This is a genomic window from Shigella flexneri 2a str. 301 (genome assembly GCF_000006925.2).
Classification (GTDB): Bacteria; Pseudomonadota; Gammaproteobacteria; order Enterobacterales; family Enterobacteriaceae; genus ECMA0423.
The window spans coordinates 1,052,249-1,065,583 of the sequence record NC_004337.2 but is presented as its reverse complement, the minus strand read 5'-3'; the positions used below and the strand labels follow the sequence as shown (position 1 = coordinate 1,065,583).

Annotated in this window: 15 protein-coding genes and 1 other annotated feature; of the genes, 11 read left to right on the top strand and 4 right to left on the bottom strand. The window is 51.1% G+C overall.

The genetic code is table 11. The features are described from left to right. Positions 1-32 precede the first annotated feature (32 nt). Entirely contained in the window at positions 33-641 is a 609-nt protein-coding gene (locus SF1019) for a cytochrome (RefSeq protein ID NP_706938.1), read from the bottom strand. A 67-nt stretch (positions 642-708) separates the two neighbouring features. After that, positions 709-2,537: a mobile genetic element, on the top strand. Here SF1019 and SF1018 point away from each other — a divergent pair. Continuing rightward, complete coding sequence (locus SF1018) at positions 740-1,162, top strand: insertion sequence IS91 protein (RefSeq protein NP_706937.1); 423 nt, start codon at positions 740-742, stop codon at positions 1,160-1,162. (Overlaps the previous feature by 423 nt.) Beyond that, positions 1,162-2,349 carry an insertion sequence IS91 transposase gene (locus tag SF1017; protein NP_706936.1) on the top strand — a complete coding sequence of 396 codons (1,188 nt, stop codon included), beginning with the start codon at positions 1,162-1,164 and terminating at the stop codon, positions 2,347-2,349. It lies within the feature at positions 709-2,537. Before SF1018 ends, SF1017 begins: the two co-directional genes overlap by 1 nt. Before the next feature lie 106 nt (positions 2,538-2,643). On the opposite strand, the gene ycdC is transcribed toward SF1017, so the two are convergent. Beyond that, positions 2,644-3,282, bottom strand: a complete 639-nt coding sequence (gene ycdC, locus SF1016; protein NP_706935.1) for an HTH-type transcriptional regulator RutR — start codon at positions 3,280-3,282, stop codon at positions 2,644-2,646. A 230-nt stretch (positions 3,283-3,512) separates the two neighbouring features. On the opposite strand from ycdC, the gene SF1015 reads away from it, so the two are divergent. The 9 genes from SF1015 (at position 3,513) to yccJ (ending at position 10,419) form a co-directional block, all read left to right on the top strand. After that, on the top strand, positions 3,513-4,661 hold the full coding sequence (locus SF1015) for a hypothetical protein (protein NP_706934.2): 1,149 nt from the start codon (positions 3,513-3,515) through the stop codon (positions 4,659-4,661). Next, positions 4,619-5,353 (top strand): synthetase, encoded by a 735-nt coding sequence (locus SF1014; RefSeq protein ID NP_706933.1) that lies wholly within the window; start codon positions 4,619-4,621, stop codon positions 5,351-5,353. Before SF1015 ends, SF1014 begins: the two co-directional genes overlap by 43 nt. An 11-nt stretch (positions 5,354-5,364) precedes the next feature. Further along, positions 5,365-5,751, top strand: coding sequence for a hypothetical protein (locus SF1013; protein NP_706932.1), 387 nt, complete (start codon positions 5,365-5,367; stop codon positions 5,749-5,751). 7 nt (positions 5,752-5,758) lie between these two features. Continuing rightward, positions 5,759-6,559 (top strand): acetyltransferase, encoded by an 801-nt coding sequence (locus SF1012; protein NP_706931.2) that lies wholly within the window; start codon positions 5,759-5,761, stop codon positions 6,557-6,559. Between the two features lie 9 nt (positions 6,560-6,568). Continuing rightward, positions 6,569-7,159, top strand: coding sequence for a malonic semialdehyde reductase (locus tag SF1011; RefSeq protein NP_706930.1), 591 nt, complete (start codon positions 6,569-6,571; stop codon positions 7,157-7,159). A gap of 46 nt (positions 7,160-7,205) precedes the next feature. Continuing rightward, complete coding sequence (locus SF1010; RefSeq protein ID NP_706929.2) at positions 7,206-7,664, top strand: hypothetical protein; 459 nt, start codon at positions 7,206-7,208, stop codon at positions 7,662-7,664. Continuing rightward, a complete protein-coding gene (gene ycdG, locus SF1009) occupies positions 7,619-9,013 on the top strand; it encodes a transporter (protein ID NP_706928.1) in 1,395 nt (464 codons plus the stop codon). Before SF1010 ends, ycdG begins: the two co-directional genes overlap by 46 nt. A 561-nt stretch (positions 9,014-9,574) precedes the next feature. After that, the gene (gene wrbA / locus SF1008) at positions 9,575-10,171 is read left to right on the top strand and encodes an NAD(P)H:quinone oxidoreductase (protein ID NP_706927.1); all 597 of its coding nucleotides are present in this window, start codon (positions 9,575-9,577) and stop codon (positions 10,169-10,171) included. Positions 10,172-10,191: 20 nt separating this feature from the next. Further along, on the top strand, positions 10,192-10,419 hold the full coding sequence (gene yccJ, locus SF1007; RefSeq protein ID NP_706926.1) for a hypothetical protein: 228 nt from the start codon (positions 10,192-10,194) through the stop codon (positions 10,417-10,419). A 37-nt stretch (positions 10,420-10,456) separates the two neighbouring features. On the opposite strand, the gene agp is transcribed toward yccJ, so the two are convergent. Together agp and yccE are read right to left on the bottom strand one after the other, a co-directional pair. Beyond that, positions 10,457-11,698, bottom strand: a complete 1,242-nt coding sequence (gene agp, locus SF1006) for a glucose-1-phosphatase/inositol phosphatase (protein NP_706925.2) — start codon at positions 11,696-11,698, stop codon at positions 10,457-10,459. A 292-nt stretch (positions 11,699-11,990) separates the two neighbouring features. Beyond that, entirely contained in the window at positions 11,991-13,247 is a 1,257-nt protein-coding gene (yccE, locus tag SF1005) for a hypothetical protein (RefSeq protein ID NP_706924.1), read from the bottom strand. Positions 13,248-13,335 lie beyond the last annotated feature (88 nt).

The window sequence follows — 13,335 nt, the reverse complement described above, 5'->3', positions numbered from 1 at the left end:
TTGTAACTAAGCAAGAGTTTGCGTCGTATTTGTTACGCGGAGCGAGACGCTGTCGCCCCTGCGCGTGGTGGCAGAGCAAATGCCACCAGCGCCGGGATGAGATAAATAAACCAGACGGCGACTTCGCTGACGCTCGGTGCTTCCTGATAGCCAAAAATCCCTTCCATCAGCGTGCCAAACAGCGAGTGAGTTGAGAGGACCGCGCTCATATCGAAGGCGATTTCCTGAAAGTGGTTCCACAATCCGGCTTCATGAAATGCGCGAATGGCACCAGCCGCCAGCCCTGCGGCGACGAAGAGAATAAACAGGCTGGTCCATTTAAAAAATGCACCAAGATTGAGGCGAATACCGCCCCAGTAGAGCAGGAAGCCGAGCACCACGGCAGTAGCAAGACCGAGCATTGCACCCAGCGGCGGCCAGATCCCGACATCTTGTTGAAATGCCGCCAGCAGGAAAAAGACCGACTCCAGCCCTTCCCTTGCAACGGCAAAAAAGACCATCATCACCAGCGCCCAGCCATGATGATTTCCACGCTGCAATGCGCTATCGACTGCCTGTTCCAGTTGCACTTTGACGTTGCGCGACACTTTGCGCATCCAGAAAACCATCCAGGTAAGGATCACCACGGCGATCACCGCCACGATACCTTCAAACAGTTCCTGCTCTTTTTGCGGAAATTCGCCGGTGGTTTCGTTAATGAAGATTCCCCGAGTAGGCAGCCTGACGGCTGCGGCTTGTCATGGTCTGCAATTACCGTTATAAAAACAGGCAATGTCATTGTCTTTCAGGTGGTTATATGGCCCGTTCAGCTAAACCCCGTAAACGTAAACCCGCCTCTCAAAGAAGCAAACTTCCCCGCTATGTCGTGAAGCTTCACGAAGATGATTTTTTTGACGAAGAAGACGCAGAAGTTCTGCGCTTTGATAGTTTTGACGATGCCGTTGAATGCTGCGCAGACCTGAATATTCCGTTCTTTGTGGATGCGGGAAACAAAAAGCTGGTCTTCTGGTTTGTACGTGTTGATGACGAAGGATATCCGGAAATCGCCCGCTGCACGGAGCGGGAATTTGCGACCATTCTTGCCGGTATCAGCGCCGGCGGTATGTACTGCCCGGAGTGTGGCACGGTTCACTGGCCGGACGGAGTCGCCCCGCCCTTCTGATGCTCCCCCGTTTTGCCGATATTTTTCAGCAGGGAAACCGCTGGCTTAACTGGCTGGAGAAACAACCGGAAGGGGCAGTCCGTCCGGTGGTAATTGAATCAGTGACAAAAATCATGGCCTGCGGGACCACACTGATGGGCTACACGCAGTGGTGTTGTTCATCACCGGACTGTTGCCATACAAAAAAGGTCTGCTTCCGGTGTAAAAGCCGCTCCTGCCCGCACTGCGGGGTGAAGGCTGGCGCACAGTGGATACAGTATCTGCTGAGCCTGGTCCCCTACTGCCCGTGGCAGCATATTGTGTTCACACTTCCCTGCCAGTACTGGTCCCTGGTGTTCCACAACCGGTGGTTACTGGCAGAGATGAGCCGCATTGCAGCGGATGTGATACTGGAAATCTGCCATCAGGCAGATGTGGAGCCGGGGATATTCACGGTGATCCACACATGGGGGCGTGACCAGCAGTGGCATCCGCATATCCATTTATCGACAACTGCCGGTGGTGTGACGTCGGGCCACACCTGGAAAAATCTGTATTTTTACGCCCGTAAGGTGATGAGCATGTGGCGCTACCGGATAACACGGTTGCTGTCACGGAAATACCCTTACCTGGTGATGCCGGATGCGCTGGCAGCAGAAGGAAGCAGTAAACGGGAATGGAATCGCTTCCTGGACACGCATTACCGCCGTGGCTGGAATGTCAACGTATCCCGGGTAATGGATAATGCCACCCATGTGGCGGTGTACTTTGGCTCTTACCTGAAAAAGCCACCGGTGCCGATGAGTCGTCTGGAGCATTATGCCGGTCAGGATGAAATCGGTCTGCGTTACAACAGTCACCGAACAAAACGGGAAGAATACCTGTTGATGAGTGGAGATGAGTCCATGGAAAGGTTCTCCTGGCATGTGGCGGATAAGGGGTTCCGTATGGTGAGGTACTACGTTTTTTTAAGTCCGGCGAAACGGCGGTTACTGGAAGAAGTGGTGTACATCATAACGGAGACAGTGAGAAAAACGGCGATGCAAATCACCTGGAGAGGGATGTATCAGAGGTTACTGAAGGTTGACCCGCTGAAGTGCGTGCTGTGCGGGAGTCAGATGCGTTTTACGGGGCTGAAGCGGGGCTACCGTCTGGCAGAGCAGGTCCTGATGCATGAGCCGCTGGCCCGGATGCGGTGGTGCGGCTGAGAGCCGCAGAGGGGAAGTTGCGTCCATTTTGAGGGAAACGGAGCAAAAAACCGCCATTCATACCCTGAATCAATCAGAGCCATCCAGTTTAATCGTCGGTTCCGTTCATATGGAGCAAAAGTGGTGTTGAAGAAACATCCGTTTTGTGGTGTTTTTTTAATCTTTTTGGGGTTTTAATTCCTATCGATGAACCGTTCGCTGAGTGTGAATACCGCTGCCGCTGGCGGTAACGCCAGTTTAATGACGATCGGTTAAACAGGTAGCCGGAGGATGTTACAACCTCCTCCGTCATCTTTAACGTGGTCGAATCCCCTCAATAATAATCCGCTGCACGTTTTCAACCGTTTGATTGAAAAATACCTCATCGCGCAACGTCGCGCCTGTCACCGCCTCCACCTGAGGGGCGAAATCGGCGTAATGTTGAGTGGAAGCCCAAATCATAAAAATCAAATGCTGCGGATCAATCGGCGCGAGTTTGCCGCTTTTGACCCAACCGGCAATCAGCGCCGATTTCTCATCAATTAATGCCTTCAAATCGCCCGTCAGTTCATCCATTAACAACGGCGCGCCTGCCAGCATCTCCATACAGAACAGGCGCGAAGCCTGCGGATAATCGCGTGAGACTTCCAGCTTCAGACGGATGTACTCTTTTATCGCCGCCAGCGGGGCGAAATCTTCACGAAACGCTTTTAACGGTGCCAGCCAGATATCGAGAATCTGCCGCAGCACGGCAATATACAGCGCCTCTTTTGACGGGAAGTAATACAGCAGATTGGTTTTTGAAACACCCGCCAACTCTGCGATCTGCTCCAGCCTTGTGCCGTGAAAACCGAATTGTGAAAAAGTGTCCAGTGCTGCGCTAAGAATCGCTTTTTTCTTCGCGCTTACTGCGCGCGAACGTTTACCCGTTGTTTTCACTGCGCCTTGCGTCATGCGCTCTCCCCTCTTGTAGATTGGTAACAGGATAGCAAAACCCCCGCCCGGCCTCGACCTTCTGCACTCTCATCGCGCACGGATGCATGTTTTATGTGCAACTGTTTTGACCGTTTAGTCCACTTTTTACCAGATATTTTAGATAACACAATGCTAACACATTAATAATATTCACTTTTTAAAAACTGGCATCCGCTTTGCGAACAAGCCAATACGCGGCTGAAAAGGATATGCAGGATGCAGCGCCCCGTCTGACTTTCACTTTACGAGACGAAGAGAGGTTGATGATGAAAATTGGCGTATTCGTACCTATTGGCAACAACGGCTGGCTCATTTCGACCCACGCGCCGCAGTACATGCCGACCTTTGAACTGAATAAAGCCATTGCGCAAAAAGCGGAGCATTACCATTTCGATTTCGCCCTGTCGATGATCAAACTGCGTGGCTTTGGCGGCAAAACTGAGTTCTGGGATCACAACCTTGAGTCGTTCACCTTGATGGCGGGTCTGGCAGCCGTGACCTCGCGCATTCAGATTTACGCCACTGCTGCCACCTTAACGTTACCTCCGGCAATCGTCGCCCGTATGGCCGCAACCATCGACTCCATCTCTGGCGGGCGTTTTGGCGTCAACCTCGTGACTGGCTGGCAAAAGCCCGAGTATGAGCAGATGGGTATCTGGCCTGGCGATGACTATTTCTCCCGTCGTTACGACTATCTCACCGAATATGTTCAGGTGCTGCGCGACCTGTGGGGCACGGGGAAAAGCGATTTTAAAGGCGATTTTTTCACCATGAATGATTGTCGCGTCAGTCCGCAACCGAGTATCCCCATGAAAGTGATCTGCGCCGGGCAAAGCGACGCTGGCATGGCGTTCTCCGCCCAGTATGCCGATTTCAACTTCTGTTTCGGCAAAGGCGTAAATACACCCACGGCTTTCGCCCCGACCGCTGCGCGGATGAAACAGGCCACAGAGCAAACCGGACGCGACGTTGGCTCTTATGTGTTGTTTATGGTGATTGCCGATGAAACCGACGATGCCACTCGCGCCAAATGGGAACACTACAAAGCGGGCGCGGATGAAGAGGCGTTAAGCTGGCTAACCGAACAAAGTCAGAAAGATACCCGCTCCGGTACTGACACCAACGTTCGTCAGATGGCCGATCCCACTTCGGCGGTAAACATCAATATGGGGACGTTAGTCGGTTCTTACGCCAGTGTCGCGCGCATGTTAGATGAAGTCGCAAGCGTGCCTGGTGCAGAAGGCGTGCTGTTGACCTTCGATGATTTTCTGTCGGGAATCGAAACCTTCGGCGAGCGCATTCAACCACTGATGCAGTGCCGCGCCCATCTCTCTGCGCTGACTCAGGAGGTGGCATGATGACAACCTTAACCGCTCGACCGGAAGCCATTACCTTCGATCCGCAGCAAAGTGCGCAGATCGTGGTGGATATGCAAAACGCTTATGCCACGCCAGGCGGCTACTTAGATCTCGCCGGGTTTGATGTCTCAACCACTCGCCCGGTCATTGCCAACATTCAAACCGCTGTGACCGCAGCGCGAGCGGCAGGGATGTTGATCATCTGGTTTCAAAATGGCTGGGATGAACAGTATGTCGAGGCTGGCGGCCCCGGCTCACCGAATTTTCATAAATCGAACGCCCTGAAAACCATGCGTAAGCAGCCGCAGCTGCAGGGGAAATTGCTGGCGAAAGGCTCCTGGGATTATCAACTGGTGGATGAACTGGTGCCGCAGCCTGGCGATATTGTGCTGCCGAAGCCGCGCTACAGCGGTTTCTTCAATACGCCGCTGGACAGCATTTTACGCAGCCGTGGAATACGCCATCTGGTTTTCACCGGTATCGCTACCAACGTCTGCGTCGAATCGACGCTACGCGATGGCTTTTTTCTGGAGCATTTCGGCGTGGTGCTGGAAGACGCAACACACCAGGCGGGGCCGGAATTTGCACAGAAAGCCGCGTTGTTCAATATCGAAACCTTTTTTGGCTGGGTCAGCGACGTCGAAACGTTCTGCGACGCGCTTTCTCCCACGTCCTTTGCTCGTATCGCTTAAGGAGTTTAGCGATGCCAAAATCCGTAATTATTCCCGCTGGCAGCAGCGCACCGCTGGCCCCCTTCGTTCCCGGCACGCTGGCTGATGGCGTGGTGTATGTCTCCGGTACGCTGGCTTTTGATCAACATAATAACGTGCTGTTTGCCGATGACCCAAAGGCGCAAACCCGCCACGTTCTGGAAACTATCCGCAAGGTGATCGAGACGGCGGGTGGCACGATGGCGGATGTGACCTTCAACAGCATCTTTATTACCGACTGGAAAAATTACGCCGCGATTAACGAAATCTACGCCGAGTTTTTTCCGGGTGATAAACCGGCGCGATTCTACATTCAGTGCGGACTGGTAAAACCTGACGCGCTGGTGGAAATCGCCACAATTGCGCATATCGCCAAGTGAGGCCGCGATGAAACTTTCACTCTCATCTCCCCCTTATGCTGATGCACCCGTAGTGGTGTTGATTTCGGGTCTTGGCGGTAGCGGCAGTTACTGGTTACCGCAACTGGCGGTGCTGGAGCAGGAGTATCAGGTAGTCTGTTACGACCAGCGCGGCACCGGCAATAATCCCGACACACTGGCAGAAGATTACAGTATCGCCCAGATGGCAGCGGAACTGCATCAGGCGCTGGTAGCCGCAGGGATTGAGCGTTACGCGGTGGTCGGCCATGCGCTCGGTGCGCTGGTGGGGATGCAGCTGGCGCTGGATTATCCCGCGTCGGTAACTATGCTGGTCAGCGTTAACGGCTGGCTACGAATAAACGCCCATACGCGCCGCTGTTTTCAGGTTCGCGAACGATTACTGTATAGCGGCGGCGCGCAAGCATGGGTGGAAGCGCAGCCGTTGTTCCTCTATCCCGCCGACTGGATGGCGGCCCGCGCACCTCGCCTGGAGGCAGAAGACGCGCTGGCACTGGCGCATTTTCAGGGCAAAAATAATTTACTACGTCGACTTAACGCCCTCAAACGCGCTGACTTTAGTCACCATGCGGATCGCATCCGCTGCCCGGTGCAAATCATCTGCGCCAGTGATGATCTGCTGGTGCCAACAGCATGTTCCAGTGAACTTCATGCCGCCCTGCCCGATAGCCAGAAAATGGTGATGCCCTATGGCGGACACGCCTGCAACGTGACCGATCCCGAAACGTTTAATGCTCTGTTACTCAACGGGCTTGCCAGCCTGTTACATCACCGTGAAGCCGCCCTGTAAGGAATTGCTATGAACGAAGCCGTTAGCCCAGGTGCGCTTAGCACCCTGTTCACCGATGCCCGCACTCACAACGGCTGGCGGGAGACACCCGTCAGCGATGAGACGTTACAGGAGCTTTATGCCCTGATGAAATGGGGGCCGACATCAGCTAACTGTTCTCCGGCACGGATCGTGTTTATCCGCACTGCAGAAGGAAAAGAACGTCTGCGCCCGGCGCTTTCCAGCGGCAATCTGCAAAAAACCCTGACCGCGCCCGTCACCGCTATCGTCGCCTGGGACAGTGAATTTTATGAACGGTTACCACTACTGTTTCCCCACGGTGATGCCCGCAGTTGGTTTACCTCCAGCCCACAACTTGCCGAAGAAACAGCGTTTCGCAACAGTTCCATGCAGGCGGCTTATCTGATCGTCGCTTGCCGTGCGCTGGGACTGGATACCGGCCCGATGTCGGGTTTTGACCGTCAACACGTTGACGACGCCTTTTTTGCGGGCAGCACGCTGAAGAGCAATCTGCTGATTAATATCGGCTATGGCGATAGCAGCAAACTTTTTGCGCGCCTGCCACGTCTGTCCTTTGAAGAAGCCTGCGGGCTGTTGTAAGGAGCAAACTATGAACATAGTTGATCAACAAACCTTTCGCGATGCGATGTCCTGTATGGGCGCGGCGGTCAATATCATCACCACGGACGGTCCAGCCGGGCGCGCCGGGTTCACCGCCAGCGCCGTCTGCAGCGTGACCGACACGCCGCCCACATTACTGGTGTGCCTGAATCGTGGGGCGTCCGTCTGGCCGGTATTCAATGAAAATCGAACGCTGTGTGTAAATACACTGAGCGCCGGGCAGGAGCCGCTTTCAAATCTTTTTGGCGGCAAAACGCCCATGGAACACCGCTTTGCCGCCGCCCGCTGGCAGACGGGTGTGACCGGATGCCCGCAACTGGAAGAGGCTCTGGTTTCGTTTGACTGCCGTATCAGCCAGGTGGTGAGCGTCGGCACCCACGACATTCTGTTTTGCGCCATCGAAGCGATTCATCGTCACACCACACCCTACGGGCTGGTGTGGTTCGATCGCAGTTATCACGCGCTGATGCGCCCTGCTTGTTAACCTCCTTAAGGAGACAGCTGATGGCAATGTTCGGTTTTCCTCACTGGCAGTTAAAATCGACCTCTACAGAGAGCGGCGTGGTCGCGCCGGATGAACGATTGCCGTTTGCTCAGACGGCAGTAATGGGCGTTCAACACGCGGTGGCGATGTTTGGCGCGACGGTGTTAATGCCGATTCTGATGGGGCTGGATCCCAATCTTTCCATTTTAATGTCGGGGATCGGCACGTTACTGTTTTTCTTTATTACCGGCGGGCGCGTCCCCAGTTATCTCGGCTCCAGCGCGGCTTTTGTCGGCGTGGTGATTGCCGCGACGGGCTTTAACGGTCAGGGCATTAACCCGAATATCAGCATCGCGCTGGGCGGGATTATCGCCTGTGGGCTGGTTTATACCGTCATTGGCCTGGTGGTGATGAAAATTGGTACACGCTGGATTGAACGACTAATGCCGCCGGTGGTGACGGGTGCGGTGGTGATGGCGATTGGCCTGAACTTAGCGCCTATCGCAGTGAAAAGTGTATCGGCTTCGGCCTTTGATAGCTGGATGGCGGTAATGACGGTGCTGTGTATTGGGCTGGTGGCGGTGTTTACCCGTGGCATGATCCAGCGGTTATTGATTCTCGTAGGATTAATTGTCGCCTGTCTGCTGTATGGCGTGATGACCAACGTTTTAGGGCTGGGAAAAGCCGTCGATTTTACTCTCGTCAGCTATGCTGCCTGGTTCGGTCTGCCGCATTTTTCCACTCCTGGTTTTAATGGCCAGGCGATGATGTTGATTGCGCCCGTGGCGGTGATTCTGGTGGCGGAAAACTTAGGTCATCTCAAGGCGGTCGCCGGGATGACCGGACGCAATATGGACCCGTATATGGGGCGAGCATTCGTCGGTGATGGTCTGGCAACGATGCTTTCCGGCTCTGTCGGCGGTAGCGGCGTCACCACCTATGCTGAAAATATCGGTGTGATGGCCGTGACAAAAGTCTACTCGACGCTGGTGTTTGTTGCAGCTGCCGTCATCGCTATGCTGTTGGGCTTTTCGCCGAAATTTGGCGCGCTGATCCATACCATTCCGGCCGCGGTGATTGGTGGTGCATCAATTGTTGTGTTCGGGCTGATTGCCGTCGCAGGCGCAAGGATATGGGTACAAAACCGTGTCGATTTAAGCCAGAACGCTAATTTGATTATGGTCGCAGTAACCTTCGTGCTGGGCGCGGGTGATTTTGCTCTCACGCTTGGCGGTTTTACGTTGGGAGGGATCGGTACAGCAACCTTTGGCGCGATTTTACTCAATGCGTTATTAAGCAGAAGGTTGGTTGACGTTCCACCGCCAGAAGTTGTTCATCAGGAGCCATAAACAGAAAACCGCCGGGTTACCGGCGGTGATGACTTTTTGACGAGCTTAAGAAAAAAATGCATTCGTCATTGATTAGCCCGGCTAGTTGTCGCTTTTGCCGTGACTGCTCTTGCCACCTTTTTTACCTGCTTCTGATGCTCTTTCGCGGTCTTCTGCAAAATTGCCGGAACCGCCTCGATGGTTTGCCATTACTGACCTCCGTCTGGGTATAGACATCATATTGCATAGAATTAACGCGGCGTATGGCGGCTGCCATATTTTCGCTACGTGGGACTAAGCTTAGTGAACTGACGCGGACAGACCCGCGTTTGGTAATATCCTGCAACAGCTTCTTAGCGAGAATAGATATCATCTCCAATAATTATCCATAAGCCGCTCTTATGATTAAAAAAACGCGATGAGATAAAAATGTGTCATTTTGCGACAAAATTACGTGCTTGTGAAAGTTGTTATAAATCAAATAAGTGGTTGTGAAATTTGCACTCTGAAAAGGACGTCTTATCTTTAAATAAGTGGTAGCGAATCGCTACGGAATAGAGATAACACGAGGAGTGGTTAGAAATGGCTAAAGTTCTGGTGCTTTATTATTCCATGTACGGACATATTGAAACGATGGCACGCGCAGTCGCTGAGGGTGCAAGCAAAGTGGATGGCGCAGAAGTTGTCGTTAAGCGTGTACCGGAAACCATGCCGCCGCAATTATTTGAAAAAGCAGGCGGTAAAACGCAAACTGCACCGGTTGCAACCCCGCAAGAACTGGCCGATTACGACGCCATTATTTTTGGTACACCTACCCGCTTTGGCAACATGTCCGGTCAAATGCGTACCTTCCTCGACCAGACGGGCGGCCTGTGGGCTTCCGGCGCACTATACGGAAAACTGGCGAGCGTCTTTAGTTCCACCGGTACTGGCGGCGGTCAGGAACAAACCATCACATCCACCTGGACGACCCTTGCGCATCACGGCATGGTGATTGTCCCCATTGGCTACGCAGCGCAGGAATTATTTGACGTTTCACAGGTTCGCGGCGGTACGCCGTACGGCGCAACCACCATCGCAGGCGGTGACGGCTCACGCCAGCCAAGCCAGGAAGAACTGTCTATTGCTCGTTATCAAGGGGAATATGTCGCAGGTCTGGCAGTTAAACTTAACGGCTAATCTTCAACAGGAGGATACGCATGCCAACTCAAGAAGCGAAAGCTCATCACGTCGGTGAATGGGCATCTCTGCGCAATACGTCGCCGGAAATAGCCGAGGCCATTTTCGAAGTCGCCGGGTACGACGAAAAAATGGCAGAAAAGATTTGGGAAGAAGGTAGTGATGAAGTGTTAGTCAAAGCCTTTGCTAAGACCGATAAAGATTCGCTTTTTTGGGGCGAACAGACCATCGAACGTAAAAACGTTTAACCAGCGACTCCCCCGCTTCTCGCGGGGGAGTTTTCTGTTATTTCACCGCCTCATTCAACACGCTATCAAACTTATCCATCGGGCAGAAACCGTTGGCATCTATCGGGCAACCGCTTAATTCCAGCGTCACGCGCTGCGCAGGTGCCTGCAGGGTTAACGCATCGGCATTACGTAACTGTTCCGCACTCTGGTACACATATTCAATTTTCATCAAATCGCGATTGGCTTTGCTGTCATGCCAACGCTGGAAAACGATTTTGCCGCCAATCGGCGTGCGTTCGTTCTGGTCATGCAACTGATACGGTTTGAAATCCAGCGCCGTTAACAGAGAGGCTATGTTGGAGTCGTGCCCAACTAACACCGTGATTTTCGGAGCACTGGCGCGATCGGTGACCAGGGCTTTGTCGATATAACTGACCAGCGGTTTCGCAACATTGCGCGCCACTTCCGGTGAGGTAAACAGACTGTCCTGGTAACCGTTTTTCAGCTTCGACAATACCTTCCACTGCTGGTCAGATTTGATTTCTCCCCAGGCCACCTGATCCATCGGAAAACCTTCGTAGTATTGCAAAGTAAACGCATCTACCAGCGAGTTGCCGACTTTCAGCGGCCCGGAAACACCTGGTTCTTGTTGATACTTGGCGCTAAAGGTATTTTTGCCATCCACCAGCGAACACTGTTGTTTCTCTTTACAGGCAGGGGAATCTTTATAGTTAACGATTTTTTCCAGTAGCTGGTAGCTGTCGGTAAGCTGGAGTTTGCTGAGCTCTTTCTCCATTGCCGCCACCGCCTGTTCACTGAATGCGGCGGAATCATCGGTGATCATCGGGTTAAAGGTTGGGTCCATAGTGCCCATTTTTTCCTGGTGATGCACAGGAATATCACACCCAGGGAATGCACCAGTAATAAAGAACTGGGCGGTAGCGACGGTACGTTGCAGACTATTGGCATAGGCATAAACGGTGTCCGGCGGCGGGCATTCCCCCGATTTCACTATCCCCTGCTCTGCCAGCCATTCACGCATGTAATGGCCCATATACACTTCGAGCACGCCACCTTTGGTGGTGAGTTGCCCACCGGGGACGTCCCATTCGGGCCATTTATTCGGCGTCGACTGCTCCAGCACACTGCCATTGTTCGCCAGCGGCGCACGTAAGTTATGGCGGCTCATCATGAGCACTTGCTGTAGCTGATAGCCTTCCGGTACGGTTTGTGCCTGAGCATTTGAAGCGAGTAAAACTATCCCTGCCACAGTTGCGGCGATTAGCGTTTTGTTCATTCCTGGCACCTCTTTTGTTATCAATCATTAAAGAGTGTGACAGAAATATGACTTTTTTCCGGGAACAGGTTCGCAAAATGGCTTGTTGAACGCCTGTTTTTCTATATACATCTTCAAAAACAGGCAAGGTTTGACGCAAACTATGCCTGATTAGCCCCTGCCTCGCGTACGCCGCTGATAATTGCACCTGTGGCTAAACAGAATATCTGCGGCGTTACCAATACAGAGACAATATTTACCAATAAAAAAGTGTGAGACTAATAACAATGGTTTTTAGCATATGCCTTTGCCATTAAGTTGCATAACGATTTAAATAGTCAAGTTGCGCATTCATTTCCTTATTTTTTAACTTATAAGCCTGAGAAAAAAGTTCAGGAGGGAGGTAAACATCATAATGATTGCCAGTGTTTGTTAAATATCCATACTCAAGATCTTCATCTGTTGAAAAGGATTCATTTCCCAAGGAGATTGATGCCACATTACTATTAACAATAAATAATGAGCAAATGCTATCTGAAAGAACAGCAAGAAAATTCTTCACCGCTTTAATCCTATCCGACGTGTCGGTATCTAAAGCAAGCAAATTCTTGTTATCATTAAATATAAACTCGGGTAAATGCAGTATGCATTTTTTGTCATTCAAGCAACTATCAATGAATTGTTTTTTAAAAAACAGAAAGCTCCATGACATAAAACTACCCACACCCTGAATTTTGTTGTCAGATTGCAGATCAACGCCAAATAATGTCTTTACATCTTCCCTGAGATTATAGAATGCCGTATCAACAAGAGCCTCGATCGTTTGTTTATCAACAATTTTAATAAACTCTTCGTATACTTGCTTTTGCGTCTTATGGCTGCCCAGCGCCCATGAATACTCATGTTCTTTTAAAACCAGTATGGCTCTTAACAGACAATATCCATCGCCATCTACTGGAGCGTATTTTAATCCATATGTTTTATTAATTTCACTCTGAATAAAAGATATGCCAGACAAATCAATACCAGTATCTAAATCAGATATTCCCGGCATATTTATCTGTTCTGGCTGGATACTCATATTTTCATTATCTAAACAATACTCAGAAAAAACATCATCACACGCATTAATGTTTTCAATATATTCCATAAAGCCATACCAATAATAACCTTTAAAATCTGTGATAGACTCTGAACCTCTGCCCGGCAAGGACACTCTAACAATATCAACATCTTGAACATATTGTATAGTATATGTAATACCTCCTGAAACCCCTGAATAAATTTGTGTATCATTAGTACGCAATGTTCTCATAAATAATGATAGATCATTATCATTCTGCATTTCCTCAAATTCTTTTTCTAGTGATTCACATTCCAGACATGGAGTATCCTCTTCATTTACTTTACGTCTGAGTTCATTGTACAACCGCATAAAACACACCAGTGTGTTTTCAAAAAGCGTGATTGAATATGTTTGATTTTTTTCGTACTCATTTTTTATATCGTTCCAGGCCTGTTTCAAATAATTATTTGCAGTGCAACTAATTCCATGTATATTACTACCCATATATAGCGTCTATAAAATTTAATAAATAATGACGCCCTAGTTAAACTTAAAGTGCCTGGTTCAACTATCAAAAATCGCTCACCCTTTT

What these genes read in the sequence shown, in the direction of transcription:
- yccJ (NP_706926.1), top strand. Translation starts at nt 10,192, where the DNA reads ATGCCAACTCAAGAAGCGAAAGCTCATCACGTCGGTGAATGGGCATCT.
- SF1012 (NP_706931.2), top strand. Translation starts at nt 5,759, where the DNA reads ATGAAACTTTCACTCTCATCTCCCCCTTATGCTGATGCACCCGTAGTG.
- ycdC (NP_706935.1), bottom strand. Translation starts at nt 3,282, where the DNA reads ATGACGCAAGGCGCAGTGAAAACAACGGGTAAACGTTCGCGCGCAGTA.
- SF1011 (NP_706930.1), top strand. Translation starts at nt 6,569, where the DNA reads ATGAACGAAGCCGTTAGCCCAGGTGCGCTTAGCACCCTGTTCACCGAT.
- agp (NP_706925.2), bottom strand. Translation starts at nt 11,698, where the DNA reads ATGAACAAAACGCTAATCGCCGCAACTGTGGCAGGGATAGTTTTACTC.
- SF1015 (NP_706934.2), top strand. Translation starts at nt 3,513, where the DNA reads ATGCAGGATGCAGCGCCCCGTCTGACTTTCACTTTACGAGACGAAGAG.
- yccE (NP_706924.1), bottom strand. Translation starts at nt 13,247, where the DNA reads ATGGGTAGTAATATACATGGAATTAGTTGCACTGCAAATAATTATTTG.
- SF1017 (NP_706936.1), top strand. Translation starts at nt 1,162, where the DNA reads ATGCTCCCCCGTTTTGCCGATATTTTTCAGCAGGGAAACCGCTGGCTT.
- SF1013 (NP_706932.1), top strand. Translation starts at nt 5,365, where the DNA reads ATGCCAAAATCCGTAATTATTCCCGCTGGCAGCAGCGCACCGCTGGCC.
- SF1010 (NP_706929.2), top strand. Translation starts at nt 7,206, where the DNA reads ATGTCCTGTATGGGCGCGGCGGTCAATATCATCACCACGGACGGTCCA.
- SF1018 (NP_706937.1), top strand. Translation starts at nt 740, where the DNA reads ATGGTCTGCAATTACCGTTATAAAAACAGGCAATGTCATTGTCTTTCA.
- wrbA (NP_706927.1), top strand. Translation starts at nt 9,575, where the DNA reads ATGGCTAAAGTTCTGGTGCTTTATTATTCCATGTACGGACATATTGAA.